Origin of the sequence: Paenalicyclobacillus ferrooxydans, from assembly GCF_001399675.1 — a bacterium.
Taxonomy (GTDB): domain Bacteria; phylum Bacillota; class Bacilli; order Alicyclobacillales; family Alicyclobacillaceae; genus Alicyclobacillus_B; species Alicyclobacillus_B ferrooxydans.
In genome coordinates this window covers 57,312-84,012 of sequence record NZ_LJCO01000026.1, presented here as the reverse complement: position 1 = coordinate 84,012, position 26,701 = coordinate 57,312, and the positions used below count along the sequence as shown (strand labels likewise).

Here is a 26,701-nt window from a genome sequence, read left to right as displayed (position 1 = left end):
TTTTGCCTCCAGCTTCCTCCAGATCCCACCTCACGGTCGGCACCCTTGCTCTTGGCTAGCGGTTGGTAACAGCCAACCTCCGCAGCGGACTTGCACCGCCAAGTTATCGCCCATGCCGGGCGCACCATGAACTGTGGGCCGGACACAATCTGTCCGGCCCACTCGGAATGGCATGCCCAACGAACGAAACGGCGCTCGTTTCATGCCAATGAGTTTTGCTTTTGTGCTCTCTTGCATGCTGGCTGAACCCAACAGTGAATCGGTTCAACCTACTCGATTACGGTTCTCACGTCAATAACACTGTCCCAGATAAAGGTGCAACCGAGAGATTCAAACTGAGCCCTCGCGTCAGCTCCGGAGAGACCCGTGAGTACTGCGGCAAAATCACAGCCAATCGCGTGAGCAGCCATCCAATCTGCGACCGAATCTCCAACGACAAGCACACGCTCGCCCTCTTCTCTCGACAACGGCAGTGGATGTGCAAGGACCGTCTCATCGTCCGGCGATCCCAAATAACTCCTCAGATACGAGAACGGATGCGGTTTGCTCAAGGTCTGACCATCCCCTCGTGCTGTTTGAGCACGCAGGACGTCTGACGCAGTGCTGATGCGATTCGGATGGTAATGCTCCAGCCATCCCAAAAGCCGAAGCGGAACATATGTCTCGGTTTGCGGTCTGCCAGTGGCAATGCCGAGTTCGATCCCCTCCGCTTTGAGCTGCTTAAGCACACCAGAGAAATCATCTGGATTCACCAGCGGTACCTCTGCATTCAAAAACCCCAGCTTGCCCTGTGCGGTTCCCGTATCCCTGTATGGCTCGCCAAGGTACCAGTCTTGAAATGCTTCCTGTCCAAGTTGCCAGAGACTCGAACAGAATACCTCCACATGCTCCTCAGGGACACCAGCCATTGTGATAAAGTCCGACCGAACAGCGTTAAACAAGGAGGATTTATCTGTGCATCCTTCGTAGTGTTCGTTGAAATCAGCCCATTCAAGCACGCCGAGGCCGTGCTCTTGAATCGCTTTACCGATCCGTTTTAAATGACTGCTTTGTAATTCCTCGCTCAGTCCCCCTGTTCCCTGAAGGACGTCATTCAGACGGATACCGAGCCGGTTCAAGCAGTGAATCAACTGCCACGCGAATTGCAGGTAAACCATATCCCAATTCGCGTTGATGCCGCGGCGTTTCATGAAATCCAGGACTTCGTCATTGGCAAACACGAACTGTCGGATAAGAGTGATGGACTCATCCGACAGCAATGCCGATTTAAGACCTTCCTCGTCCACGGGTGCGCCTGCAATCGTCAGACCCATGTACTCCCCTGCACTGATCAGTTCGTACACAGTGAGGGCAGAAGCATCAAAATACCGTTCTTCACTCAGTAAAACGCCGTCAATGTCAAACAAGATGAGATTATACACAAAGCTCCTCCTTGCCTTGTTGCTGACCGATGATGGCTCCAAAGTTCCAACTCAGCCGTCCTTATATTGCGGTGCTCCCGCGATTGCTCGCGACAGTTGTGCGGCCATGACGGTGCTCCCGCAGTTAATCACGCCATCTGCGTGTGTTGCGCTCGGAACTCCTCCATGAACTTGGAAATCCGCTGAACCTGTTCGAGTTCTACGGCATTGTACAAGGAAACCCGGCAACCGCCAACGGACCTGTGACCCCCAATCCCCACAAAACCTGCCTCTTTGGCGGCCGCCAGGAAGCTTGGCTCAAGGTCTGGGTTCTGAAGACGAAAGGTCACGTTCATCAATGAACGGGCTTCGGTGGAAGCAACACCTTGGTAAAAGCCGTTGCTTTGGTCCAAGGTTTTGTACAACAGATTTGCTTTGACTTCGTTTCGAGCCGTCATCGCGTCGAGACCGCCGAGTGATTTGACCCAATCGAGTAACAGCGACAAGACGTACACGCTGAACACAGGCGGCGTATTGTAGCGAGAATCGTTCTCTAGATGGACCTTGTAACTGAGCATGGAAGGAAGACCTGAAATCGCGTGTTCAAGCACAAACGCCCGCTTGACAATGACGACCGTCAGGCCAGCAATACCGAGGTTCTTCTGAGCACCTGCGTAGATCAAATCAAATCGGCTGAAATCAATCGGTCGAGACAAAATGTCACTCGACATGTCCGCAACAACGGGCACCCGAATTCCGTTCGGCCAGTCCTTCCACTGCGTCCCGTAAATCGTGTTGTTGGATGTGAAGTGCACGTAGGCCAAATCCGGATCGAGCATGGCTCCGTCAAGCTCCGGCAATGTCGTGAACTGACGGTCTTCGGAGGATGCCACCACTTTGGCGTTCCCGATCCTCTTAGCTTCTGAAAATGCCTTCTTGGCAAACGATCCGGTGGTTACATACCCTGCAGTCTTCCCCTCGGCCAGGAAATTCATCGGAACCATTGAGAACTGCAGACTGGCGCCGCCTTGCAAAAACAGCACTGAAAAATCATCGGGAATGTCTAATAGAGTACGGAGCCCCGCTTCAGCAGACGCCTGAATTGCATCGTACCAGCGGCTGCGATGACTCATCTCCATGACAGACATGCCGCTGTCCTGATAAGAAAGACCTTCCTGCATGATGCGCTCAAGGACAGAAACCGGAAGCCCAGTCGGTCCTGCACCGAAGTTGTCCGCCCGTCCCGCCTGTAAGATCTTTTCTTCCACTCTGCTCATACTTTCACCCCTTTATTATGACAACTGCAGGCTGCGAACGCGGCGCACCCCAGGGACTTCGCCAATCGCGTCAACAACGTCATCAGGAACCATCCTGTCTACGCAAAGCAACATAATCGCTTCTCCGCCTGTTTCCATTCGGCCGACCTGCATGGACGCGATATTCACGCCGGCTTCGCCAAGCATCGTACCGATTTTGCCAATCATGCCGGGCTGATCGCTGTGATAGGTAAAAATCATCGTCCCGTGCGGCTCAGCGTCGATACGGTAGTTGTCGATCTCGACAATTCTCGGATTGCTGCCATTGTAGAGTGTTCCAACAACGGTATGACGAGCCCCTGAGACAGATGCACTCACGGAGAGAAAACTGGTGTAAACTCGGCTGCGCGATTGCTGTACATCGCTCACCGCGAGTCCAATCTGCGAAGCGAGGGTCGGTGCATTGACATAGTTGACCTCGTCGGCGTAGCGCTGTGCCAATAGTCCCTTGAGTACTGTCCGAGATAAGAACCCGGTGTCCTGTTTGGTCCATTCTCCACCGACGGTAACTTGTACGTCTGACAAGTCACCGCTGAATGCCTGACCCATAAACGCACCAACCTGCTCACCGAGTTCCAGCACAGGCCCGAGGACCGTCAACTGTTCCGCACTCAGCGCCGGCAAGTTTACCGCGTTTTTAAACGGTTTGCCTGCAAGGATGTTTGCAACCTCTTCAGCGACTGAGATGGCGACTTGTTCTTGGGCCTCGAGCGTCGAAGCACCGAGATGCGGGGTTAGAATCAGGTTTTTTGCATTCCGCAGCGGAGAGTTTGCAGGCAGTGGTTCCGATTCAAACACGTCAAGCGCAGCGCCGGCAACCTTCCCGTTCTCGAGTGCAACACAGAGAGCTGCTTCGTCAATGATCCCCCCGCGAGCACAGTTCACAATCCGAACACCCGTCTTCATCAGTTCGAACGCCTCGGTACCAATCAGATGGCGGGTGTCTTTCGTGAGCGGCGTATGGACGGTGATGAAATCCGCCTCTCTAAGTGCCCTCTCCAAATCAGTTTTGACAATCCCAAGTTCACCGGCCCGCTCTTCAGTCAGAAACGGGTCGTACCCGAAAACCTTCATTTTGAACGCCCTCGCGCGCGTTGCAACTTCGGTTCCGATTCGACCCATGCCGATAACGCCCAGTGTTTTCCCGAGCAACTCCACCCCGACAAAGTCCTTCCGTTTCCACTCGCCAGCGGTGACAGATTGATGGGCCAGGGGAATGTACCGAGCGATGGACATCATCATCGCAAACGTGTGCTCTGCAGCAGCGATTGTGTTTCCGTCTGGTGCGTTAATGACAATCACGCCGCGTTTTGTCGCATGACCGACGTCGATGTTGTCCACGCCAACTCCAGCCCGTCCTACGACGTGCAACTTCCTTCCGGCATCAAGGACCGCAGGCGTAACTTTGGTCTGAGAACGCACCAACAGAGCGTCTGCGTCCTTGACCTCCTCCATCAGCTCTGCCTCCGTCATCCCCAAGCGCACGACCACCTCAGTGTCCGCCAGATTGTCTAACTTCTGCAATCCCAAGAGTGAGATATCATCTGCCACCAACACCTTCATGCAGTTCGCCTCCTCAACCTCTCCAAAATTCGCCTGCAAGGCATTTTTGATATGCAAAAACCGCCCAAACGCTCAGAAAAAAAAACGGAGCGCCCAGGCGGTCGGCAATCAATCATCAGTTCGCACTCCCTTGGGGTATCCCCCTGATCCGCCAGTCGTGCGACCTTTATATCAGAAAATTAGTACTTTCAAGATATTGAATCCCTGCAGGATTGTCAAGCTTTTGCTTAACCCTTAGACTCTTGCAAAGAGCCTGCCAGCGAGAGGTCTCTCTGACGAGAAAGTTTTCGATACTCCATAAACATCGCAATACGCCATGGTAACAACATACCGAAGGCAAGAATAAAGAAAATCGCACCTGTTTGAACAATGGTCACATACTGCTCAACATACGTGTGCAGAACAATCCGAAGAACAAGCAAACCGAGCAAGACCAGTATGAACGCAGGTGAACGTTTCAAATAGACATCGTTCCCATCCACGAACATTCGGGACGATGCAATCAGCGGGTAGGCGAACAAACATCCTACAAGGAACGCAAGCACTGCATAGTGCCATGGCATATGTGTTTGAGGTGCCACAAACATCAAGAACCCTGTACTCATACCGAGCGGCGGAATCAGGATTTTTCGTGCGTTGGTCGGCTTCTGCGAGGCCTTCAGCCGAACAACAATCACGATTAAAGCCATGCACACAGCGACGATAGTGCTGATCCACTGAGCCACGGCTGCTCACTCCCTCCTGTAAACTCTCATATCCCATTGTACGCTTTGACTACGACACTATCTATGGCAAAAGGATGAATCTTCACCAACCAGACCAACTTAGAAGCGATCAATAGCTTGCGTGTTTTCCTCATTATAGTGCGATGCTGTACGAAAGCATTGTGATGCGGAACACAAATCAAACGAAACTGTGACAGTGAGAACGCTTGCAGTTGGTTTGTTGCAGCGTGATCTTTGCACAGATATACTCGCTGTAGTTACAAATTTGTCGGGAGGAGCGATGGGGATTGAGCCACGAACCGTTGATGTTGGAAGGAAAACCCGTCGTCGCAGAGATCTACGCCAATCTGTCGTCACGCATTGAAGCACTTACGGCCCAAGGGATTACGCCGTGCCTTGCCACAATTTTGGTTGGTGATGATCCAGCGTCAGCTACATATGTACGCATGAAAGGGAACGCGTGCAAGAAACTCGGCATGGAGTCGCGCCGGATTCACTTGCCTGCCGATACCACAACAAAACAGCTGATTGATACGATTGCAAAACTCAATCAAGATACAGCTGTTCACGGCATCTTGCTGCAGCATCCTGTGCCTGCACAGATTGACGAACGAGCGGCCTTTGACGCCATTGACTCAGCCAAAGACGTAGACGGCGTCACAAGTCTGGGGTTTGGCCGGATGTCGTACAACGTCCCTGCATATGCGTCTTGTACACCGGAAGCTATTTTATCGGTCCTCGACCACTACCAGATTGACATTGAAGGCAAGCACGCTGTCGTTATCGGACGGAGCGCGATTCTTGGCAAGCCGGTTTCATTCTTGCTTCTGAACCGCAATGCCACCGTGACCATCTGTCACTCGAAAACGAAAGACCTTGCCGAGCACGTAGGTCACGCTGACATCGTCGTGGCCGCTGTCGGACGGCCCAAATTCGTTCAAGGCAGCTGGTTGAAACCTGGTGCAGTGGTACTCGACGCCGGTTACAACGAAGGCAACATTGGGGATGCCGACTTTGAATCCTGCCTCGACAAGGTTAAAGCCATTACACCAGTTCCCGGCGGCATCGGGCCCGTGACCATCGCGAAGTTGTTGCAACACACGGTCGAAGCTGCTGAAGCTTCCGTCTGAAGCACGAACTCGAGCGTAAATGAAGCCGCCAACTCCCGCGGTTGGGTGTCAAGGCAGCTGCCAGCTCCAGCGCGATGATTGCACCCGTCACACCGGATAATGCAGTATCGCGACACTGAATACGGTCATGAAGGCAACCAAAGCGACCAAGGGTCAGGATGACGAACCCTTGGTCGTCCTTGTCATCACACGTAATCTGTCTAAGCTTTAATCTTCGTCCTGCCGGATCCGACAAACAACTGTTCCAATCTCCACTGTCGTTCCCGCTGGAACCAAAATCTCTTCGATCACCCCGCTGAAGTCTGACGGGATTTCCACGTTGACCTTGTCTGTCGTGACTTCAAGCAACGGCTCGTCCATCTCGACCCTATCCCCAACCTGCTTTAACCAAGATGCAAGCAACCCTTCCGTCACGCTCTCGCCGAGTTGCGGAACCTTCATCTCTGCCACACGTATCCATCCTTTCCTGACATTCGCCATCATCCTACCACAGTGGTAACACCGTTTGCCAACCAAAAGGACCCTCCAGCCAACAGGCTGAAGGGTCCTAGTACACGTAACAGCTATGCGATTTACGTCAGCCAGTCTGGCTGTGACCTTTGTCAATCCAGATGTACTGGAGCGGGTCGCCGAGTGCCGGACTGAAGTAATACCCGTGCACCCAAGGTTGAATGGCATAGACTGCGTTCGAGAAGCAAAGCGGCACCCACGGCGCGTCCTTCAGGAACTGAACCGTGATTTGTTTTGACAGCTGTATTCTTTGTTGCGGGTTCGTGCTGGTTTGCAGTTGTTTCAGCCACGCATCAACCTGCGGATTCGAGTACCAGGTCATATTGTTGGCAGGCGCCTGGTCGGTTTCCAGCAACATCAAGAAATCGTACGGGTCCGGGAAGTCCTGATACCAACCGCCGATGAACAGAGTCAGTGACCCAGTCATGCCCTCCGTGTAGAAGGTGTTGTTATTCAGCATGTTGATTTTGCAGTTGATACCGACCTGTTGCAGGTCGTACTGGATGGACTGATCCCAAGTTGGTGCCAAGCCGCTGTTCTGCGACGTCAGCGTCACAGTTAACTGGCCAGGTTTGTACCCTGCTTCTGCGAGGAGTTGTCTTGCCTTCGCAGGATTATAGGTGTAGTTCACATCCGCAGGAAGATTTTTCACATACCCTGGAATCCCCGGGGGAATATCCTGGTTTGCGGGTGTGTCCTTTCCGGAAGACAACTGTGCGAGTTTGGTCTTGTTGATAGCGTACTCCATCGCGAGGCGCAACTTCTGGTTCGTAAACGGACCTGTCTTAACGTTCATGCCAAGGTAGTAGTTCGCATTTTCAGGGAACGTCTGAATGGTCTTTTTCAGGTTCGGGTTCGTCCGGAAAGTCGGCAGCGAAGCCGACGGGATGCCGTTGATCACCCAAGCCAACATGGCGGTTTGCCCCTGTTGGAAGTTCAGCGCGTCAACCTGGTCATTTTTGTTGATCCGGATCTTGACTTGGTCTAAATATGGAAGCGCGTTCCCGCTCTTATCTTTACCCCAATAACTGGTGTTCTTTTTCAACACCACACCGTTGGCGTTGATCTGCGAAGCGACAAACGGCCCCGTGCCCATCATCTGTGAAGAGTCAAATGCCGCGTTGCCGACCTTGGTGATGAATTTTTGATCGACGGCCGAGAAGAACGGCATCGCCATGACTTCAAGGAAGTAGGCTTCTGGCTGGGTCAGTTGGATCTTCAGCGTGTAAGGGTCTGGAGCCGTGATACCAGACACATGCTGACCGGTTTTGTTTTTCAGATTATGATAGGCGGTCGATCCGACGACAATCGGATCAATAAACCCTTCTCCGGGAGAATTGACGCCGCCTTTGCCAAGTACGCGTTCAAACTCATCGATGAACGACTGCGCCGTCATGGCATCCCCGTTGGTAAACTTGACCCCTTTTCGGAGGTGAAAGGTGTAGGTCTTCCCGTCTTTTGAGACGTTGTACGACTCCGCCAAGTCTCCGATGATATCGGTTGAGGAGCCCTGATACGTAACGAGTTGTTCGTAGACCTGAGGTACAACCTCGGTGTCTGTGGTGAAGTACGCAAGTGCAGGGTCAAAGTCCTTAAAGTTTGAGTCCGTATCGAGGACAATACTGCCGCCTTCAATGGGTCCTGTAGCACCGGTTGAGGTTCCCGTCGTATTACCGCCGCCTTGTCCGCATCCGGCCAAGGAGAACCCCATCAAGGTCACAGCCACCCATGCAAGACTTTTTTTCAGCTTGGATGACACCTGTGATTTCCCCCTTTGTTGACAATCCTGTCTCAACGTAATCTGCCCTTTCCGATCGACCCTATACAACAACAAAAACCGCCTCGTTTACCAGCAAATGCAGATGCTGATAACGAGACGGTTTTTCACTCGATGAACGCAAGGTCGTTCACTACATGCACGTATCGTTCGCTGTTCACCATATCCATAATTTTCTATGCAGTTACAATTTCTTGTGCAGCTTCGAGCTCCTCCAGACGCGGATCAGCCGTAACGGATCCGCGGATCGACAAAGACGTAGACAATGTCGACAAGCAGGTTAAACAAAACCACAAGTAGCGCGGTTAAGAGCACAGTTCCCATGATGACCGGGATGTCGCTTTCTGATATCGCGTTATAGGCCAGAATCCCAAGCCCATTCCAGTTGAACGTGACTTCAAGCAAGACTACACCGCCGAGCAGGTACCCGATGTCGATTCCCCCATAGGTGATAACGGGTATCAGGGCGTTTCGCAGGACGTGCCGATTGATGACCCTGGACTCAGTTGCACCTTTTGCTCGGGCCGTCCGTACGTAGTCTTGTTTGAGTACTTCCAGCATGGACGACTTCAACAGCCGCGTGTATGCAGCCGCACCTGTGATACCGTACGTCAGCGCAGGCAGAATCAGATGGCTGATGCCTCCAGCACCGCCGAGCGGAAAGATCGGGATCTTAAACCCTAGCCAGTACAAGAGCACAATGCCAAGCCATGGGATGAGCAAAGAGATGCCAATCAATGCCAGAATACTAACGATGTAGTCTGACAGCTTCCGGGCTCTGCGCGCCGTATATATACCAAGCGGAATGCCAATCACAAGCTCGGCGATCCAGGCTGACAGAGCAAGCGTCGCCGTCGGCAAAAAGCGTTGCCCGATGAGTGTAGTCACAGGCAGGTTGTAGACGTAAGACATACCGAGGTTCAAGTGCAACAACCGCCAGATGTACGCCCCGTATTGAACGTAAAGGGGCCTGTCGAGTCCGAGTTGATGGCGGATGGCAAGCACCGTCGCCATCGATGCCTTCGGTCCGGCAATCATTCGCGCCGGATCGGACGGGACAGCATAGGCGAGAATAAAGGTCACGACCGAGATGCCAAACAGTACCACAAGTGCTCCGCCGAGCCTTCGAACAATGTATGAAAGCACGTCTTCCCCTCCTTTCGGCGTTCAGATTCTAATGCGTTGCGTTCCTCGGATCGAGGATGTCACGAAGTCCGTCACCAAGCAGGTTGAATCCGAGGACTGCGAGCAAAAGCGCGACGCCTGGGTAGACCATCAACCACGGTGCAAACTGGTAATCCTGAACTCCAGCGTAAATCATATTGCCCCAACTCGGTGTCGGGGGCTGAACGCCCACACCGAGAAAGCTGAGACCTGCTTCGACGAGGATGTTTTGGCTGACCGCCAAGGTTGCAAGAACAATAATTGGACCAAGAATGTTCGGCAGGATGACGCGAAACAGAATCCTCGGTGTCGACGCTCCAAGAGCACGGGCCGCCTGGACATACTCAAACTCCTTGACTGAGAGCACCTGGCCGCGAACCACACGCGCCATGACGCCCCACCCGAGAATGCCGATGGCAATCAGCACGTTAGTCAAACTGGATCCAAGAATGGTCACAAGCGCCAAAGCAAAGAGCAAGAACGGGAAGGCCAAAATGGTGTCGGTAATCCGCATAATCACGGTGTCGATGAACCCGCCAAAATAGCCTGAGATGAGGCCCAAGGTTGTGCCAATCAACAGACTGATGGCCGTTGCAACGAATCCGACAATCAAGGAAACCCGGCTGCCGTATATCAGTCTCGAGTAGACATCGCGCCCTACGTCGTCCGCGCCAAATGGAAAGAACTTGCTCGGCCCGACAGGCGTACCGTCCATATGCAATCCGTTTTGGTACTGTGTAATCGGATTGTGCAGCGCCAACACGGGCGCAAACACCGCACAAATCACAAGCAGAAAGACAATCAGCCCTCCGACGTAGACCATTGGAAATTTGCGCACCGACTTCCAAAATAGGGCTCCTCGCGACTTTTTCTGGCTCTTTGATGCACCGCCAATCGCGGCACTGGCGTTTTGTACACTCACGTGGTCATCACACTCCTCTCTGCCGTCTCTGTCATTGGTACAGGTGGCAAGCTACAAGATGTCCGGGTTTCGCTTCTTGCCAAGCAGGAACCTGTTTGCTGCAGATCTCCATCGCTGCGGGGCAGCGCGTGTGAAACGGGCACCCGGCGGGTGGATTCGCAGGACTCGGCAGGTCACCTTTCAGGATGATCCGCTCCCGTTTCTGATCGGGGTCCGTCACCGGGACGGCCGACAGCAGTGCGCGTGTGTAAGGATGCAACGGATCGGCAAACACCTCATCCGCATCGGCCAGTTCTGCCATGTGGCCAAGATACAGAACCAGCACTCGGTCGCTGATATAGCGGACGACACTGAGGTCGTGCGCGACAAAGATGTACGTCAAGTCAAGGTCATCCTGCAGGTCTTTCAGCAAGTTCAAGACCTGGGACTGCACGGACACGTCAAGGGCTGCAACGGGTTCGTCGAGAATCAGCAGTTTCGGGTTCACCGTCAACGCCCGCGCGATCCCGATACGCTGACGCTGCCCACCGGAAAACTCATGAGCAAACCGGTTCGTGTAATCGGGATCGAGCCCCACTCGGTCAAGCAGGTCCGCGACGCGCTGTTTGCGAGCCGAGGCTGTGTGCAAGTGGTGAATCTCCATCGGTTCGAGCAGTGTTTTGCCGATGGTGTAACGCGGATTCAAGGAAGCGTACGGGTCCTGGAAGACAATCTGCATCTCGCGACGCATCGCACGCATCTCGTTTTTGGAGAGCCCGACGACATTCTTGCCTTCGAATTCGACCTTTCCGCTCGTCGGTTCAAGGAGGCGTAAGATTGTGCGTGCCATAGTTGACTTCCCGCAACCGGACTCACCGACCACGCCGAGCGTCTCGCCCGGCATGACGGAGAACGTGATACCGTCTACAGCGCGCACCTGCCCGACAACGCGTTGCAGGACACCACGCCTAATCGGAAAATATTTTTTCAGATCTTGAACATCTAAAAGTGCTTCGGTCATTGTGTCTGCACCTCCCTGTCGGCTTGGAGCCAGCAACGTGAAATATGTTCCGGTCCTGCACCGAGCAGGCCTGGGTCTTGCTCCCGGCAAATGTCCATGACATACGGGCACCGAGCAGCGAACCGGCATCCCTGCGGCATATTGCGCACGGATGGGACGTTCCCTTCAATCGGCTGCAAGCGCATACGCGGACCTTCCAGTTTCGGAATTGAGTTCATCAGGCCGATGGTGTACGGGTTCTGCGGATTGCGGAAAACTTCGCGCACCGGACCCTGTTCCATGATCTTTCCTGCGTACATGACGGCAACACGGTCGCACATTTCTGCAACGACACCGAGGTCGTGCGTGATAAGCAGAATAGCCATGTTGTTCTCGGCAGCCAGCTTCCGCATCAAATCGAGGATCTGCGCCTGGATAGTAACATCAAGAGCCGTCGTCGGCTCGTCTGCAATCAGCAGCTTCGGCTGACAGGCCATGGCAATGGCGATCATGACACGCTGCCGCATACCGCCGGAAAACTGGTGCGGATAATCGTCAACAACCTCATCCGGTCTCGGGATACCGACCTTGCGCAAAAGTTCAATGGCCTCGAGTCTTGCCTCACTGGCGCTGAGTCCTTTGTGAAGCATGAGACTCTCCCCAATTTGTCGGCCAATGCGGTGCACAGGATTCAGCGATGTCATAGGTTCTTGAAAGATCATGCTGATCTCATTACCACGGATTCCCCGCATTTTTGCAGGCCCAAGCTCAAGCAAGTTTTCACCGTTGTAGAGAATTGCCCCAGACACCTTCGCCGTGTCTTGAAGCAGTCGCATAATGGACAAGGAGGTAACGCTCTTACCGCAACCGGATTCACCAACCAGGCCGAGTGTCTCGCCTTCGCGTATATAGAAACTGACATCCTTCACAGCTGAGTAATACTTTTCATCAATCTCAAACTGTATCTCCAGGTCTTTGACCTCAAGTACATTGGACATTCCATTCACCTCTTCCATGCCAATCAAGGGTCCACTGGGGTTGAAGCGGTGGCGACCGTCATTTGAGGCTCGCCTTGGGCGGCCTCCGCGGCAGCAGCGGCGGCAAGGATGCGTGAGCCTGCTGCTCAGGCGCGCAACCCTCCGCGGTGGCGGCCAGCTCATTGCGACTCAGGCCACCCGGCGTAGGGAACGCAAAAACCGGCCGCTGGTCTCAGGTAACGAGCGGATACACCGAATTGTGGACCTGTTGACGTTTGTATCATGTGCGGAGACCGTGATCGCCAAACACGGGTCTGGCGAAACATCGTAGACAGTGTAAGTCGGAGTTTATCCCGTTTGTTATGGTCGCATGGGTTCCTTGTCGACAGCAATGGACCAAATTGTGGCGGGAAGAATTCCCGGAATGAGTTCACTTAAACGGGGTATTTTCCCAGAAAACGAGACGATGAAGTTTTTGGATGAACAGAAAGACTGCACAAGGGAAAAAATGTTCGTTCATAGCAGCGTGGTGAACTGGCGTAAGAAAACAGAGGTCAAAAAGTTCGTTAAGGAGGGCGAACTACCCGGAACGAGGCAGAAATCAGGGCATAGAGGAAGATTTAGGTCTTAAAGGCGTTACGAAACGGTGATTTTGCAAGATAAGAGAAGTTTAAGGACTTATCTTTGCACGGTCGTGTCTGTTGCAGTGTCTGTCAGCTTCAAAACTCCGCTGAGCGCAAAATCATGTCACCCGCTCAGTTCACTGTACCGGAAGCACGGCGTGATATGATCCATGACCATTCCGGTTGCCTGCAGAAACGAGTACATAATTGTGGGGCCAACAAAGCGGAACCCGCGTTTTTGCAAGTCCTTGCTCAATCGAATTGAGAGTTCGGTTTGTGCTGGTACCTCCGAGAGGTTGGGCCAGTGATTGATGACCGGCCTGCCGTCAACAAACGACCAGAAGTAGTCTGACAGGGTCCCAAACTCTTTGCACAAATTTACGGCGCCTTTTGCATTGTCTATGGATGCAGAGACCTTTAATCGATTGCGCACGATCCCGCTATCCTGAAGCAACCGCTCAACGTCAGACTGCTCGTACTCGGCAATGCTTGTGAAGTCGAAACCATCAAAAGCAGCCCGGTAGTTCTCACGTTTTTTGAGGATGGTATACCAACTTAATCCGGCCTGGGCGCCTTCCAGAATCAGAAACTCAAATAAGCGTTGGTCGTTATATATTGGAACTCCCCATTCCTCATCATGGTAGCGAATGTATAGCTCGTCTTCGTTGACCCATCCACACCGACACTGCTTGTCCATGTTGCTCATATGTAACCCACCCCCCAGAATGCCTACACCAGTAAACACTCAGGCACCCGCCATCAAACTCAGTTGAGTGCAGGTGCCTGGTTACCTCAGTCCATATCGAATGAAATTTAACCGAAGGTTAAAATCCATGTTCAATCCATGTTCAATCCATGTTCAATCAGTTGGGCGATCCGTCAGTAAATCGGAACGATCAGTCAATCCGTACGACCAGTCAATCGGTACGGTCAGTCAATCCGTACGATCAGTCGATCGGAACGATCCAGAACGCCTCTTGGGTCATGAACTTAGAATACTGTTCCTTGAACTCTGGATCGGATTCCATACGCTTTTGAACGCCTTCAAGCATTGCCTGCGACTGAGACTTGTGTGCTCTAATAGCACCCATCTTTGTATCAAGTACACTCGAAACATCGTTCACAACATCAGGTGGGCCGAGAACTTCACGCGCATTCTGCGTAACAGGAGAACCGTACACAATGGGTCTCTCGTCCTTCGGAAGCCGTGCAACGGCCCGCACCGTCGCCTCTGCAAGTGCGTTATGGTCTGGGTGCACGCCATGCTTGGGGTAAAAAGTCATCACCAGTGAGGGGTTGACCTCGCGGATCACCTTCTCAACGTGATCAGCTAGGACCTCTGGGTCCTCAAACTCGAGTGTCTTATCCCGCAATCGCAGCAACCGCAAATCACGAATGCCAAGGACATCACAGGCGTCCCGGAGCTCCTGTTCACGCAACACCGGCAGCGTCTCCCGGTTTGCAAAGAACGGTTTCCCCATGTTTCGCCCCATTTGTCCCAGCGTGCCGCAAATCAGAGTGACGGGCGTCCCGGCCGCGGTGTAAAGTGCCAGTGTCCCAGCCTTGCCGAATGACTCGTCATCCGGATGCGGATACACCACCAGTACATGTCGTTCCATGACGCCACTGCTCCTCTCTACTTCACTTTTAATCCTTTCGATTTCCAATCAGCTTCTTCCGCAATCACAACTTCATCAGAAACCAGGACTTCATCGGAGCCACAACTCCATCAGAAATCAGCACTTAGTCTCGTCGAAACTTAGGACTACGTCACATCACACATTGTGAGTTGATCACATCGGAAACGGCGTCAGGCTCAACTCGAGAGCCACAGCCAGTCGACCTTCGGAGTCGTTGCCAGCAAGCAGGAGTCGTCCCTCCGAGTCAATCTCCCAATCTGTCAGTCCTTCGGCGTAGGTCCAACCGCCATCCATCTTCAGTCCAACACGATACGGACCGTCGCCTTGAATCGTTCCTCGTTCGAATTGGATCTTCCCATTTCGAATGTATGCGCACACAGCCATTGCGCTTTCTGCACGGTGAGCAGCATAAGCGCCGTTGGTGGTTTCAAGATGCAAGTAGACTTCTTGCCCAACGAACCGCTCAATTGCTGACTGCACGGCTTCCTTATCGATTGGTCCCACTTTTAATCACCTTCCCAAAACCATGATACTCGACAAACCTGCTTACCTCAAATTCATAGATTACAAGAAGTCAGTATGGTGTGGAACTTACCGACTCTTGAGCAACAGGTCGATGGCCTCTTGAATCACCGCTTCGGATCCGTTACCACCGTCGATTTCATCGCGAATGCACTTCTCCATGTTATTGCCAATGACGTACAGGATAACCCGATCTACCGCAGCACGAATAGCAGAGAGTTGATTTACGACATCCTTACACTCTTTCTGATCTTCCATCATGCCAAGTACCCCACGGATTTGCCCCTCAATCCGCCGCAAACGGTTCTTCATTTGCTGGTTGTACTCCATCTCCATCGTGTCACCTCTTTGGTTTTTCGGGCCCAACGAGTCAGACCCGTCTGGATGTCCCGGAGGACGCGGAGTGAGAGGCATCCTCCAGGCATGGCATGAATCAATCAGACAGTGAAGCTTTTCTCCAATTCGTCAACGAGTGATCCAACATAAGCCACTGCACGGGAGATGGGTTCCGGCGTAGACATATCAACCCCGGCCATCTTCATGAGTTCCAACGGCTTCTTCGTTCCGCCTGCTTTGAGGACCTTCAGCCAATCGTCAACAGCTGGTTGTCCTTCCTCTGCGATCCGCTGCGCAGCTGCCGTCGACACAGTGAGTCCGGCGGAGTATGTGTAAGGATACAACCCCATATAGTAGTGTGGTTGGCGCATCCAGGTCAACTTGGCTGCATCGTCGATCTCAACCGCATCGCCCCAGAAATCGGAGAGCACATTCCCCTTCAATTCGCACAGGAGACTTGCGGTCAAGGGCTGTCCAGCGTCAGCCAGTTTGTAAACACGACGTTGGAGTTCACCTTCAAGCAAATGGGTTACGTAGTTATGGTAGTACGTTCCAAGCAACTGCATGATGACCCAGCGACGCATCTTTGGATCTGTGGAACGTTTCAAGATGTATTGACCAAGCAGCATCTCGTTCATCGTCGACGGTGCCTCGACAAACGTCATCGATGGACGCGTGTTGACGAAACGCTGGTTCTTCTGCGCCAAGGAGAAGTGACCTGCGTGCCCCAGTTCATGCGCGAGCACAAACGTACTCCTCATATTGTCTGTCCAGGTTATCAGGATGTATGGGTGAACACCGTATGGACTGGAACAGAAGGCACCGGTCGATTTGCCGACGTTGTCAGCGAGATCGACCCAACGATTCGTCAATCCTTTGCGGATGATATCTGTATATTCTTCTCCAAGCACAGATAGTGCCCCGAGGATCGTTTCGGATGCCTCTTCATACGTTGTCTTCGGTTGAAATGCCGGATCAAGCGGGGCTTTCAAATCACAGTGCAACATTTTATCGAGGCCGAGTACACGCTGGCGCAACCGAGCCAAACGACGCATGTGCGGGGCAAGTTCCGCTTGAATAACATCGAGCAGGTTGTTATACAGCTCTACTGGCACCTGCTGCGGCTGCAACAGCATCTCTGTGACTGAGGAATAATTGCGCAATTTCGCGAGTGTTACTTGCTTCTTGACTTCCGTTGCGTACGCTGCTGCAATCGTGTTCTGGTACTGACCGAGTGTCTTCGCAAATGACTGAAATGCGGCGCGGCGGAGATTGGTGTCAGACGATTGCTCAAACTTATCCTCGTAGAGTGCAGCCGACATTGCGTGTTCATTCCCGTTGTCGTCCACGACGGATTCAAACTCCATATCAGAAGCCTTGCTGCGCTGGTAGATAGAGTATGGTGCTGCATGGACGGGGCCGAGGGCCGCAAGCACAGCCTCTGTCTCTGCAGACAGACGGTGCGGCTTGTACTCTGCGAGCTCAGTCAAGTACTTTTGGTGCACCGAGAGGCCAGGTGTAGATTCGAGGTAGTCCTCAATCGCCCCTGCCGGAAGCTCTAACAGTTCTGATTCAATAAACGACGTTGCCGCATTGAATTGACCGCCAAGTGACGCCACCTTGTCAGCGTTGATCTGGTTTTCCGGATCGGACCCATCAGCCGAAAACTTCAAGCTGGCGTAGGTGCTTGCACGCGTAAGACGAACAGCAAGCGCTTCACGCGCGTCGAGGCATTCAAGTACGACTTGACCGTTTTCAGCAAGTCGACCCTTGTATTGTCCAACGCCGCCGAATGCACTTTGGATAGCGGCAAGCTCATTTTCCCATGCCTCAGCTGTCTCGTACAAATCTGTCAGGTTCCAGGTTTCTTCGACTGGTACCTGTGACCTCTTTAGCCTCTCTGCCATCCCGGTTTCCCCCTCAATTTTGCTTATATCTTATGCCAAGATCTTTTCGATCTCGGTGACATCCTCGTCAGTGAGCTCTACATTGACCGCGCCTACGTTGTCGTCTACTTGGGACGGACGAGACGCACCGACAATCGCAGACGATACATTCGGTTGACGGAGCACCCAAGCCAGGGCGAGCTGAGCCAATGTGCAATCCTTTTGTTCTGCAATGGCCCGCAACTGCTCCACCCTCTGAAGGTTCTCTTCCGTAAGCAGTCTCGAAATCGCACCGCTCGTTGCCGGATGGGTCGCACGCGAACCCTCGGGATGGGCTGATCCCGGGCGATATTTACCTGTTAACACGCCTTGCGCAAGCGGTGACCAGACAACCTGACCGATCCCCTCACGTTCACAAAGCGGAATGATGTCCTTCTCAATATATCTTTCCAACATACTGTATTGCGGTTGATTCGAGACAATGCGATCGAGCAAAAACTTGTCTGCGAGGTGCAAAGCGTCCTGAATCTGCACGGCACTCCACTCGCTGACGCCTGCGTAGAGGATCTTGCCCTGACGGACAAGGTCATCGATGGCTCGGAGTGTCTCATCCAGCGGAGTTTCCGTGTCATAGCGATGACACTGCCAGAGGTCAATGTAATCTACATTCAATCGTTTCAACGACGCGTGAACCTGTTCAAAAATGTGTTTACGGGACAGCCCTCTGTCATTCGGTCCATCCCCCATTTGACCAAAACCTTTGGTCGCCAGCACGAACGAGTCGCGAGGGTATTTACCGAGTGCCTTTCCAACCACCTTCTCTGCTTCACCGCGGCGATACACGTTCGCTGTGTCAAAGAAGTTGATGCCGAGCTCATACGCTCTGTCGATACAGGCAATGGCCGTCTCATCTTCAACAGACCCACCGTATGTAAGCCAAGAACCTAAGCTGATCTCACTGACTTTTACCCCGGACCGCCCGAGGCGGCGATACTTCATGGCTGACATGGGACCCCTCCTAAAGTTCGAGCTCATATTTACTCTACCAAATTTCCATTCAAAAATAGGCAACAATTTGGAAATCACGCAAATTTACGACGCCGGGCGGTCAAACACTCGTGAACACTTGCCTATTCCTCAAGCTTGAACGTCCCAGAACTTGTCTACCGTCAAATGAGCCGCTAACTGTTTACTCTCGCTCCGATGGAGCTTCCTACGTTCGGCTCGCTTTGGTGCCGTCTCAAACAGCTTTTTTTCCTCGTCAGTCTCTGGGATCACGCTAGGCACAGGGATTGGCCGCCCATCATCGTCAAGTGCAACAAAGGTTAGGAAGGCGGTGGCCGCAATTTTTCGTTCACCGGTTCTGAGGTTCTCAATGATCACCTTCACAAATATCTCCATTGAACTGTGCCCCGTCGATGTGACGAAAGAGGTCAAACAGACGGAGTACGATTGGGGGATCGGGCAGAGAAAATCCACCGAGTCCGTCGACGCTGTCACCGTCTCCGTTCTGCAGTGCCTCGCTGCCGAAATCGATGCCACGTCATCTATATAGGCCATCAGCTTCCCGCCGAACATCGTATTATGGTCATTGAGATCAGTTGGAAACACTCGACTAATCTTTACACACCGCGACTCTTTACAGTACCTTGCCTCTTGTACCTTCTCCACTCTCAAAACTCCTTTGAAAACTATTTTTCTTTTCCACTGCAGACTGTTTCATTTCTTCAAGACGGGCGGCCCGTTGAGTTTGTTCATGTGCCTTTGAGGCCTTGAGTGTCCTTGAGACCTTGAGTGTCCTTGAGACCTTGAGTGTCCTTCAAAGACTGGTTGTCTGTCGAATCTCGTGCAGACTGCTGATCGGCTAACAATCACACATATCCCCAGGCCGCCTCTTTAGATTGTCCTTCTTCTCACGATGTTGTGCAATTGGGTCGCAGCACTGAGTAAGTACCTTCTCACAGGCTGATTTAGTCGCTGCAAACTCACTTCTAAAGCCTTCCCCAATTATCGCTTTTTTGTTGACTAATCGCACTTACACGATTGATAATCCGTGACGAGTACAGAGGAGAAGCCTTTGTACACCAGGAGGCAGACAAATGAGCGTATCGATGCATGTTCCACACTCTATACAGCAACGTCTTACCCACGTGTGGAATCAAGAACGTTGGCACAAAACGAACAGCGCAGGTTGGATCGGCGACGCAATTTACGGAGTCAATGACGGTCTCGGAGCGATTTTCGGAATTATCGCCGGTGTCGCTGGGTTTACTGACAATACACATTCAATTTTGGTCAGCGGATTTTTCGGTGCACTTGCCAGTACTCTGTCCATGGGTGCGGGTGCCTGGCTAGCGACGAAATCTGAAAGCGAACTGCGACACCAAGAACTCGAACATGAGCGGCGTGAAATTCGAGAGGATCCAGAGCACGAGATCGAGGAACTCTCACTGCTCTACCAGCTAAAGGGGTTTAGTGAGGATCAAGCGAACGAGATCGCCAGACGTATCGCGAAAAATGAAGACCTCTTCGTGAAAGCAATGGCCCAAGAAGAACTAGGATTTCAGGAAGAGTCGGCGGGTAACCACTGGAAATCCGCGATCATCGGCAGCCTCTCCACGCTCGTCGGCGGCATCGTTCCGCTTATCCCTCTGTTTTTCATGACCGGGTGGTCAGCGATGATAGCCGCAGCGATTGTGAGTATTGTGGCGCACTTTGCAGTCGGCGCAGCGAAGAGTGCGCTCACGGCCAGATCGTGGTGGGCAAGCGGTATGGAAATGACCATGGCGGGCGTCATCGTGGGTGTCGTGGCGTACGGACTAGGCTGGGTCACCACCTCATTTATGCACCTGTGACTTCGTTGAAAAGAGGCACCGACTTAGCTCGGTGCCTCGCCGCTATTTGGGCCGGCTTAGCCTCGGCAACTCCTCACCGCGCGAGCTCCCTTAGTCGCTGTGGCCGACTTAGACACCCCTTTGTCAATCCGTTAAGTCGCTCCGAGCGACTTAACTCCTCACTTTTTGTGACTTAAGTCGGCGACACCGACTTAGCCTCGGCAACTCCCCACTGTTTAGGCCGGCTTAGTCGCTGTGGCCGACTTAGACACCCCTTTGTCGATCCGTTAAGTCGCTCCGAGCGACTTAACTCCTCAGTTTTTGCGACTTAAGTCGGCGACACCGACTTAGCCTCGGCAACTCCTCACCGCGCGAGCTCCCTTAGTCGCTGTGGCCGACTTAGACACCCCTTTGTCGATCCGTTAAGTCGCTCCAAGCGACTTAACTCCTCATTTTTCGTGACTTAAGTCGGCGACACCGACTTAGCCTCGGCAACTCCCCACTGTTTAGGCCGGCTTAGTCGCTGTGGCCGACTTAGACACCCCTTTGTCGATCCGTTAAGTCGCTCCGAGCGACTTAACTCCTCATTTTTCGTGACTTCAGTCGGCGACACCGACTTAGCCTCGGCAACTCCCCACTGTTTAGGCCGGCTTAGTCGCTGTGGCCGACTTAGACACCCCTTTGTCGATCCGTTAAGTCGCTCCAAGCGACTTAACTCCTCATTTTTTGCGACTTAAGTCGGCGACACCGACTTAGCCTCGGCAACTCCTCACCGCGCGAGCTCCCTTAGTCGCTGTGGCCGACTTAGACACCCCTTTGTCGATCCGTTAAGTCGCTCCGAGCGACTTAACTCCTCATTTTTTGCGACTTAAGTCGGCGACACCGACTTAGCCTCGGCAACTCCCCGCTATTCAGGCCGACTTAGCTCCACCTCTGCCCGTCTGCCAACTCCCCGCCAACTCCCCGTCATTCCCCATTTACCCCGGGACTCACCGTCCGCTCAGATGTGCCGAGGCTGGCGTACCAGACCCAGAAACTCCAACCCTAGGCTCACGCGATCCTGAGCTCCGCCACTTCGGTTCCGGCAGAACCTGCACAGACAGGTAGGCGAGCGTCGCAAACAGTGCTGACACGTTGGTGACATGAAGCAGAAATGCGGGGATACTCAGCTTTGTTGCAATCAGGATTCCACCGCTGACAGCCTGCAGACAAACTAAAATCAGGGCGGCCAGTGAACCTTTAAACAGGTCCCTGCGCATCTCTCGTGCGCGACCCGCAATCACGAGTAGTGAGATGCAAAGTAGCAGCAGCCCAAAGGCGACCGTTCGGTGCGCTACATCCAAGACGTAAAACCGTCCAACCTGCGCAAACGACTCCGTCGGCAGCGGCCAGCCTTGAAACGCTCCCCCGGCACCTGAATTCGCGACGTAGGCTCCGTATTAGAGTGCAAAGAAGGTGTAGATAAATGCGATCCATGATAGCTTGCGAAACCCTTTCGGCAGTGTCTTCGGATTTGGCCGCAGCGGAATCTGACCCCCGGTGCGCTCATAACGTCGAATCTGTCAGATCACGATGGTCAACAAAAACGCACCATTCAGCGCCATTAGAGACACGCCCAAGTGAATCGCGAGGAGGAGTGGCGGATCGGCAAAGAGCACTCCCATCGCCCCGAGGAATGCCTCAATCGCGACAAACCCTACCGCGATCGAAACATAGACCTTAACCTCGACCCACTTTCGCCCATAAGCCCGCCACGCGGCAATGGCGGTTACAATTAACAGGATACTGGTACCCCCGACGATTGCTCGGTGCATAAATTCGATAACGGTCTGCAAACTCCACGTACTTGGAACCACGCTGTTATTGCAAAGCGGCCACTCATGTCCGCATCCCAGTGCCGATCCGGTCTCCGTGTCCAGGAACCCGGCACAGTTAACGATGAAGAGACCAAGCAGCGTCATGATAGAGAGTGCCCACACGACAGGGTGACCAGAGCTTCGCCGAGAGCCGCCCGAACCTATATTCTCCGATCCGCTTTGCCTGTCTGATCCGCTTTGCCTGTCCGCTCCGTTTTGCCTGTCCAATTCCCGTTTCCCCTCCCATCCACCTCCGTCCCCTTGCCCGTCTACGTCCCCCGCGCTTCTCGGATGATGACCTTCCTGGCGATACACTGTACATTCTCCTTTCAGAAAAAACCGGGAACCAATCCGCGAGGTTGGCTCCCGTCTGCCTCCAGTCTGCCTCCAGTCTGCCTCCAGTCTGCCTCCAGGCTTACGACACCATCGATCCAAAGGACATAATCCAAATCGACGCTCCGACAATCACGAAGACGAAGAACATCGCCAGCCCAAACATCATCATGTGATACGACGGACCGTGCCGCTCAGTCACGTGCATGAAAAACAGCAGTTGGACCAGAATCTGCAGCACAGCAAGAAACAGAATGACAAACAGCGTCTCGTGAAACGAAAGTTTCGCATGAAAGACCAGCGCAAACGCTCCAATGGTTAAGACGAGGGATAACAGGTACCCTGCGACGTGGGACCAGGGAAAACCACCCTGATGCGTTTCTGGAGCGGGCGCCTTAGCTGGAACCGTCGACATCCTACATCACCCCTGTCAGGTACACGACTGTGAAGATAAACACCCAAACAACGTCGAGGAAGTGCCAATACAAGCTGACAATAAATAGTTTTCTGGCCGTGACAGGATTCACGCCGCGGCGACTGATCTGGTACAGAATCAGCCCCATCCAGATGATACCGAGCGAGACGTGCGCTCCGTGCGTACCCACCAAGGTAAAGAACGCGGACAGGAAAGCACTGGTTGACATCGTGTCGCCATGGCTGACAAAAGTCGAGAACTCATAGACCTCAAGGCCAATAAAAGAGAGGCCGAGCAGCATCGTAATGACAATCCACAGCTTCAGGCGGCTGTGACTCCCATGCCGCATTTCATAGGTAGCAAGGCCGCAAGTAAAGCTGCTGGTCAAGAGGATGAAGGTTTCTGCCGTAAATCCGGACACGTCGTCGCCAAACAACTTCGCGGCTGACGCTCCTGCACCGATATGCTTGTAAAGGACTACGTACGTTGCAAACAGGCACGCAAACAGGAGTACATCTGTCACCATAAACAACCAGAAGCCAAGGATTTTGGTTGCTCCGTCTTCAGTCGAAAACTCCAGCGGAACTCCCGTCTGCAGAGGCTCATCAACATGATGTTGCAAACCGCTGTGCGCAATGGACATGTTATAACCTCCCGAGGGCAGCTTCGGTATGAACGACTTCGTCTACCGGAACATAGTAATCTGGGTGTTCCTCCAACGACCGGCCAATCAAGCAAGCTACCACACCGACGAATCCGACGATCGCGATGACCCACCAGTTGAAGACAACCCCGAATCCAAGCACAAAGAAAGCAACGCCCATCAGGAACGGAACACCAGAACTCTTCGGCATATGAATCGGCCGAATCTCTTTCGCATTCGGCAGCAGATCCGACGTGTTGCCTGCCTTTTTCATCTCCCACCATGCATCCCGCTCAGAGACGGTTGGAATGACCGCAAAATTGTAATGTGGTGCGGGAGACGGCAAAGACCATTCAAGGGTTCTGCCATTCCAGATATCTCCTGTCACATCCCTTTCCATGTTGAACAGACTGTGCACAATCTGAGCCGCGATGAAGAGGAAGCCGATGCCCATGAGGAATGCGCCGACGGTTGATACGAAGTTTAGCGATGTCCATCCCATATTGGCGCCGTACGTGTACATGCGGCGCTGCATCCCCATCAGACCGAGAATGTACTGCGGCGTAAAGCAGACGTAAAACCCGATGTTGAAGAACCAGAAGGCCCAGTGCCCGAAGCGGTCTTTGAGTTTGAATCCAAACATCTTCGGCCACCAGTAGTACATCCCAGCGAGCATTCCGTAGACGACACCGCCGATCAATGTCTGGTGAAAGTGCGCAATCAGGAAGTAGCTGTTGTGAAACTGATAGTCTGCAGGTGCACCGGCTAACCAAACGCCCGTTGCGCCGCCAATGGCAAAGTTCGGAATGAACGCCAAAGTCCATAAGAGCGGCATCGTCATCCGGATGCGTCCTCGGAACATGGTTAGGAGCCAGTTGAATACCTTGACGCCCGTTGGAATCGCGACGCACATCGTCGAAATCGAGAAGAACACGTTGACGCCCGCACTCGCCCCCATCGTGAAAAAGTGATGCGCCCAGGTGAGATAACCAATGACAGCAATTGCCATGAGTGAAGCGACCATCGACTTGTAACCGAAAATTTTCTTCGATGAAAAAGTCGCTACGACTTCAGAGTAAATCCCAAACGCAGGGAGAATGACGATGTAAACCTCAGGATGTCCCCAGATCCAGAACAGGTTGATGAACTGCATCGGGTTACCACCGGCCAGCATCGTGAAGAAGTGCGCTCCGGCGATCCGGTCGATCAACAACAGTGCCAATGCCACCGTGAGTGCCGGGAATGCGAACAAGATGACAACGCAAGATGCCAGAACGGACCATGTAAAGAGCGGCATTTTCATCAGGGTCATGCCAGGGGCCCGCATCTTCAAAATCGTAGCCATGAAGTTGATGCCCGTTGCAATACTGCCGATACCGGATATCGACACTGCCACCAGGTAGTAGTTTTCGCCCGGACCTGGGTCAAACTGCAGACCGGCGAGCGGTGGATAGCTGGTCCAACCTGCATCAGGCGATCCGCCGATGACAAACGACAGATTGAACAGCATCGCCCCGAAAAAGAAGAGCCAAAAACTGACGGCATTCAAATACGGGAACGCGACATCTCGCGCACCGATCTGCAGCGGCACAACGGCATTAAACATGGCAAAGATAAACGGCATTGCCATGAAAATAATCATGATGGTACCGTGTGTGGTAAAAATCTGATCGTAGTGTTCCGCCGTCAAGAACGAGTTGTTTGGAACTGCAAGCTGTGTACGCATTAAGAGTGCGTCAGCACCACCGCGGAACAGCATCAAAATGGCGGAGATTAAGTACATAATGGCAATTTTCTTATGGTCTACGCTGGTCAGCCACTCACTCCACAACCACTTCCATTTTTTGAAGTAGGTCAGGGTGAATACAATCCCGAGGCTTACCAGGGTAATTGCGGCGTCTGCGCCATAAATCATCGGATCGCCCGTAACGAAGAAGTGTGTAGCGAAATTGCGCACACTCTCTGGCATGTCTCTCCCTCTTTCTTATTCAAAGTAGGCGTTATTTGCTGGATATGGAGTTCATCATGACCTGATCATGTTTCATGTATTTTCCGCCTTCACTCATGACGACGTTCTCAAAGGCGTTTGGTGGGAAGGAACTAAACGACATCTGACCGAGGATGCTGGGCTGTGCCATCTTGTCGTATTCACCCTGCGTCAACTGCGGGCTGTTGTTAGCAATGCTTGCAACCCAGGCGTTGAACTGCTGTTCGGATTCGGCTTGCACGTTAAATTGCATCTGTGCGAATCCTTGACCTGTAAAATTGCCGCCGTGTCCGTAATAAATCCCCGGTTTATCGGCTTGCAGCCACAGGCGCATAATCATGCCTGGCATGGTGTACTCCATACCGCCAAGTTGGGGTACCCAAAATGCGTTCATCGGACCGTTAGAGGTCAGCATGAACTGCACCGGACGGTTGGTTGGAATCACACAGTAGTTGACAGTGGCAATTTGCTGATTCGGGTACTGGAACAGCCATTTCCAATCCATGGATGTCACTTCAATCGTAAGCGGTTGCACAACAGTCGGATTGGAAGGGTTCTTCGGCGGCTGCGTCAGGGCAAATGTCTTTTTTGCCGTAACCGTGCCGAGGATACCAACGATGATGATTGGAATGACCCACCAGATGATTTCGAGTGTGCGGTTTTCCGACCAATCTGGCCGGTAAACAGCTTTACTTCCGGGCCTATCGCGGTAACGAATAACGATGATAGCCAACAAAATCAGAACGGGGATGATGACGACCGCAGTCAAGGCAATCTGCAGCCAAATCAGCTGGAGTTCACTTTGACCTACCGGCCCTGCTGGGTGGAATACAAGCAGTTGGCCACAACCAGAGGTCAGCAACAGTGTCGACACCCCCATCGCGAGGGTCGCCACCAGCTTTCCTTTCGGCGTGATCCGTTTCATGCGTCCAACTCTCCTTTACAGTGGTCTGCACTTTGTACTTACATTTGAAAAGTCAAGACTTGATATCTCCCGACGTATAGTCGGAGATCTGTACGGCTCAATGTTGCAATAACACTCCGCGCACAAGGTAGGCACATGCTTACCATTTATATCTAGTCTGCCCGGACTACACCTCTAGCACCATGGACTAGTAGCAATGGTAAGCATGAATTTTCCATGACAAAAAGAGTGACATTCA

At 52.9% G+C, this 26,701-nt stretch carries 25 protein-coding genes and 1 riboswitch; of the genes, 2 read left to right on the top strand and 23 right to left on the bottom strand.

Annotation, left to right across the window (positions count from 1 at the left end):
- Window positions 1-269: 269 nt before the first annotated feature.
- The 4 genes from AN477_RS05740 to AN477_RS05725 all read right to left on the bottom strand — a co-directional run bounded on the left by AN477_RS05740 (window position 270) and on the right by AN477_RS05725 (window position 5,004).
- Window positions 270-1,421 carry an HAD family hydrolase gene (locus AN477_RS05740; RefSeq protein ID WP_054968214.1) on the bottom strand — a complete coding sequence of 384 codons (1,152 nt, stop codon included), beginning with the start codon at window positions 1,419-1,421 and terminating at the stop codon, window positions 270-272.
- 128 nt (window positions 1,422-1,549) lie between these two features.
- Window positions 1,550-2,677, bottom strand: a complete 1,128-nt coding sequence (serC, locus tag AN477_RS05735; RefSeq protein ID WP_054968213.1) for a 3-phosphoserine/phosphohydroxythreonine transaminase — start codon at window positions 2,675-2,677, stop codon at window positions 1,550-1,552.
- Window positions 2,678-2,692: 15 nt separating this feature from the next.
- The gene (serA, locus tag AN477_RS05730) at window positions 2,693-4,279 is read right to left on the bottom strand and encodes a phosphoglycerate dehydrogenase (RefSeq protein ID WP_054968212.1); all 1,587 of its coding nucleotides are present in this window, start codon (window positions 4,277-4,279) and stop codon (window positions 2,693-2,695) included.
- 84 nt (window positions 4,280-4,363) lie between these two features.
- A riboswitch (ZMP/ZTP riboswitch) is annotated at window positions 4,364-4,448 on the bottom strand.
- Window positions 4,449-4,506: 58 nt separating this feature from the next.
- Complete coding sequence (locus tag AN477_RS05725; RefSeq protein ID WP_281176318.1) at window positions 4,507-5,004, bottom strand: CcdC family protein; 498 nt, start codon at window positions 5,002-5,004, stop codon at window positions 4,507-4,509.
- 287 nt (window positions 5,005-5,291) lie between these two features.
- On the opposite strand from AN477_RS05725, the gene AN477_RS05720 reads away from it, so the two are divergent.
- The gene (locus tag AN477_RS05720) at window positions 5,292-6,134 is read left to right on the top strand and encodes a bifunctional 5,10-methylenetetrahydrofolate dehydrogenase/5,10-methenyltetrahydrofolate cyclohydrolase (protein ID WP_054968211.1); all 843 of its coding nucleotides are present in this window, start codon (window positions 5,292-5,294) and stop codon (window positions 6,132-6,134) included.
- A gap of 207 nt (window positions 6,135-6,341) precedes the next feature.
- Here the strand turns inward: AN477_RS05720 and AN477_RS05715 are convergent, their stop codons facing one another.
- From AN477_RS05715 to AN477_RS05650, 13 genes are all read right to left on the bottom strand, one after another.
- Entirely contained in the window at window positions 6,342-6,575 is a 234-nt protein-coding gene (locus AN477_RS05715) for a biotin/lipoyl-containing protein (protein WP_083486001.1), read from the bottom strand.
- A gap of 136 nt (window positions 6,576-6,711) precedes the next feature.
- Window positions 6,712-8,403 carry an ABC transporter substrate-binding protein gene (locus AN477_RS05710; protein WP_054968209.1) on the bottom strand — a complete coding sequence of 564 codons (1,692 nt, stop codon included), beginning with the start codon at window positions 8,401-8,403 and terminating at the stop codon, window positions 6,712-6,714.
- A 243-nt stretch (window positions 8,404-8,646) separates the two neighbouring features.
- On the bottom strand, window positions 8,647-9,567 hold the full coding sequence (locus AN477_RS05705; RefSeq protein WP_054968208.1) for an ABC transporter permease: 921 nt from the start codon (window positions 9,565-9,567) through the stop codon (window positions 8,647-8,649).
- Between the two features lie 28 nt (window positions 9,568-9,595).
- The gene (locus tag AN477_RS05700; RefSeq protein ID WP_083485995.1) at window positions 9,596-10,507 is read right to left on the bottom strand and encodes an ABC transporter permease; all 912 of its coding nucleotides are present in this window, start codon (window positions 10,505-10,507) and stop codon (window positions 9,596-9,598) included.
- A gap of 31 nt (window positions 10,508-10,538) precedes the next feature.
- Window positions 10,539-11,507 carry an ABC transporter ATP-binding protein gene (locus tag AN477_RS05695; RefSeq protein WP_054968207.1) on the bottom strand — a complete coding sequence of 323 codons (969 nt, stop codon included), beginning with the start codon at window positions 11,505-11,507 and terminating at the stop codon, window positions 10,539-10,541.
- Window positions 11,504-12,484: an ABC transporter ATP-binding protein gene (locus AN477_RS05690; RefSeq protein ID WP_054968206.1), complete on the bottom strand. Its 981-nt coding sequence runs from the start codon at window positions 12,482-12,484 to the stop codon at window positions 11,504-11,506. Before AN477_RS05690 ends, AN477_RS05695 begins: the two co-directional genes overlap by 4 nt.
- Window positions 12,485-13,210: 726 nt before the next feature.
- Window positions 13,211-13,792: a DNA-3-methyladenine glycosylase I gene (locus AN477_RS05680; RefSeq protein WP_245631731.1), complete on the bottom strand. Its 582-nt coding sequence runs from the start codon at window positions 13,790-13,792 to the stop codon at window positions 13,211-13,213.
- Window positions 13,793-14,033: 241 nt separating this feature from the next.
- Complete coding sequence (gene bshB2 / locus AN477_RS05675) at window positions 14,034-14,705, bottom strand: bacillithiol biosynthesis deacetylase BshB2 (RefSeq protein WP_054968204.1); 672 nt, start codon at window positions 14,703-14,705, stop codon at window positions 14,034-14,036.
- A gap of 174 nt (window positions 14,706-14,879) precedes the next feature.
- The gene (locus AN477_RS05670; protein WP_054968203.1) at window positions 14,880-15,230 is read right to left on the bottom strand and encodes a YojF family protein; all 351 of its coding nucleotides are present in this window, start codon (window positions 15,228-15,230) and stop codon (window positions 14,880-14,882) included.
- 87 nt (window positions 15,231-15,317) lie between these two features.
- Complete coding sequence (locus tag AN477_RS05665; protein ID WP_054968223.1) at window positions 15,318-15,578, bottom strand: metal-sensitive transcriptional regulator; 261 nt, start codon at window positions 15,576-15,578, stop codon at window positions 15,318-15,320.
- Window positions 15,579-15,685: 107 nt separating this feature from the next.
- On the bottom strand, window positions 15,686-17,491 hold the full coding sequence (gene pepF / locus AN477_RS05660; RefSeq protein ID WP_054968202.1) for an oligoendopeptidase F: 1,806 nt from the start codon (window positions 17,489-17,491) through the stop codon (window positions 15,686-15,688).
- A 30-nt stretch (window positions 17,492-17,521) separates the two neighbouring features.
- A complete protein-coding gene (locus AN477_RS05655) occupies window positions 17,522-18,469 on the bottom strand; it encodes an aldo/keto reductase family protein (protein ID WP_054968222.1) in 948 nt (315 codons plus the stop codon).
- Between the two features lie 138 nt (window positions 18,470-18,607).
- On the bottom strand, window positions 18,608-19,141 hold the full coding sequence (locus AN477_RS05650; RefSeq protein ID WP_054968201.1) for an acyl-CoA thioesterase: 534 nt from the start codon (window positions 19,139-19,141) through the stop codon (window positions 18,608-18,610).
- A gap of 428 nt (window positions 19,142-19,569) precedes the next feature.
- Here AN477_RS05650 and AN477_RS05645 point away from each other — a divergent pair, with 428 nt between their 5' ends.
- Window positions 19,570-20,325: a VIT1/CCC1 transporter family protein gene (locus tag AN477_RS05645; RefSeq protein WP_245631730.1), complete on the top strand. Its 756-nt coding sequence runs from the start codon at window positions 19,570-19,572 to the stop codon at window positions 20,323-20,325.
- A 968-nt stretch (window positions 20,326-21,293) separates the two neighbouring features.
- Here AN477_RS05645 and AN477_RS05640 read toward each other — a convergent pair.
- From AN477_RS05640 to AN477_RS05615, 6 genes are all read right to left on the bottom strand, one after another.
- Window positions 21,294-21,647, bottom strand: coding sequence for a COX15/CtaA family protein (locus AN477_RS05640; protein WP_054968200.1), 354 nt, complete (start codon window positions 21,645-21,647; stop codon window positions 21,294-21,296).
- A 219-nt stretch (window positions 21,648-21,866) separates the two neighbouring features.
- A complete protein-coding gene (locus AN477_RS05635; protein ID WP_054968199.1) occupies window positions 21,867-22,475 on the bottom strand; it encodes a COX15/CtaA family protein in 609 nt (202 codons plus the stop codon).
- Between the two features lie 100 nt (window positions 22,476-22,575).
- Window positions 22,576-22,908 (bottom strand): cytochrome o ubiquinol oxidase subunit IV, encoded by a 333-nt coding sequence (locus AN477_RS05630; RefSeq protein ID WP_054968198.1) that lies wholly within the window; start codon window positions 22,906-22,908, stop codon window positions 22,576-22,578.
- Between the two features lies 1 nt (window position 22,909).
- Window positions 22,910-23,551, bottom strand: a complete 642-nt coding sequence (locus AN477_RS05625; protein ID WP_054968197.1) for a cytochrome (ubi)quinol oxidase subunit III — start codon at window positions 23,549-23,551, stop codon at window positions 22,910-22,912.
- A gap of 1 nt (window position 23,552) precedes the next feature.
- Window positions 23,553-25,520 carry a cbb3-type cytochrome c oxidase subunit I gene (locus AN477_RS05620; RefSeq protein WP_054968196.1) on the bottom strand — a complete coding sequence of 656 codons (1,968 nt, stop codon included), beginning with the start codon at window positions 25,518-25,520 and terminating at the stop codon, window positions 23,553-23,555.
- Window positions 25,521-25,551: 31 nt separating this feature from the next.
- Window positions 25,552-26,463 carry a ubiquinol oxidase subunit II gene (locus tag AN477_RS05615; protein ID WP_157061833.1) on the bottom strand — a complete coding sequence of 304 codons (912 nt, stop codon included), beginning with the start codon at window positions 26,461-26,463 and terminating at the stop codon, window positions 25,552-25,554.
- Window positions 26,464-26,701: the final 238 nt, after the last annotated feature.

Bases quoted from the DNA above. Each gene is read 5' to 3' on its own strand.
- serC (WP_054968213.1), bottom strand. From the start codon at position 2,677: ATGAGCAGAGTGGAAGAAAAGATCTTACAGGCGGGACGGGCGGACAAC.
- serA (WP_054968212.1), bottom strand. From the start codon at position 4,279: ATGAAGGTGTTGGTGGCAGATGATATCTCACTCTTGGGATTGCAGAAG.
- AN477_RS05715 (WP_083486001.1), bottom strand. From the start codon at position 6,575: ATGAAGGTTCCGCAACTCGGCGAGAGCGTGACGGAAGGGTTGCTTGCA.
- AN477_RS05695 (WP_054968207.1), bottom strand. From the start codon at position 11,507: ATGACCGAAGCACTTTTAGATGTTCAAGATCTGAAAAAATATTTTCCG.
- AN477_RS05690 (WP_054968206.1), bottom strand. From the start codon at position 12,484: ATGTCCAATGTACTTGAGGTCAAAGACCTGGAGATACAGTTTGAGATT.
- AN477_RS05680 (WP_245631731.1), bottom strand. From the start codon at position 13,792: ATGAGCAACATGGACAAGCAGTGTCGGTGTGGATGGGTCAACGAAGAC.
- bshB2 (WP_054968204.1), bottom strand. From the start codon at position 14,705: ATGGAACGACATGTACTGGTGGTGTATCCGCATCCGGATGACGAGTCA.
- AN477_RS05665 (WP_054968223.1), bottom strand. From the start codon at position 15,578: ATGGAGTACAACCAGCAAATGAAGAACCGTTTGCGGCGGATTGAGGGG.
- pepF (WP_054968202.1), bottom strand. From the start codon at position 17,491: ATGGCAGAGAGGCTAAAGAGGTCACAGGTACCAGTCGAAGAAACCTGG.
- AN477_RS05655 (WP_054968222.1), bottom strand. From the start codon at position 18,469: ATGAAGTATCGCCGCCTCGGGCGGTCCGGGGTAAAAGTCAGTGAGATC.
- AN477_RS05645 (WP_245631730.1), top strand. From the start codon at position 19,570: ATGAGCGTATCGATGCATGTTCCACACTCTATACAGCAACGTCTTACC.
- AN477_RS05630 (WP_054968198.1), bottom strand. From the start codon at position 22,908: ATGTCGACGGTTCCAGCTAAGGCGCCCGCTCCAGAAACGCATCAGGGT.
- AN477_RS05625 (WP_054968197.1), bottom strand. From the start codon at position 23,551: ATGTCCATTGCGCACAGCGGTTTGCAACATCATGTTGATGAGCCTCTG.
- AN477_RS05620 (WP_054968196.1), bottom strand. From the start codon at position 25,520: ATGCCAGAGAGTGTGCGCAATTTCGCTACACACTTCTTCGTTACGGGC.
- AN477_RS05615 (WP_157061833.1), bottom strand. From the start codon at position 26,463: ATGAAACGGATCACGCCGAAAGGAAAGCTGGTGGCGACCCTCGCGATG.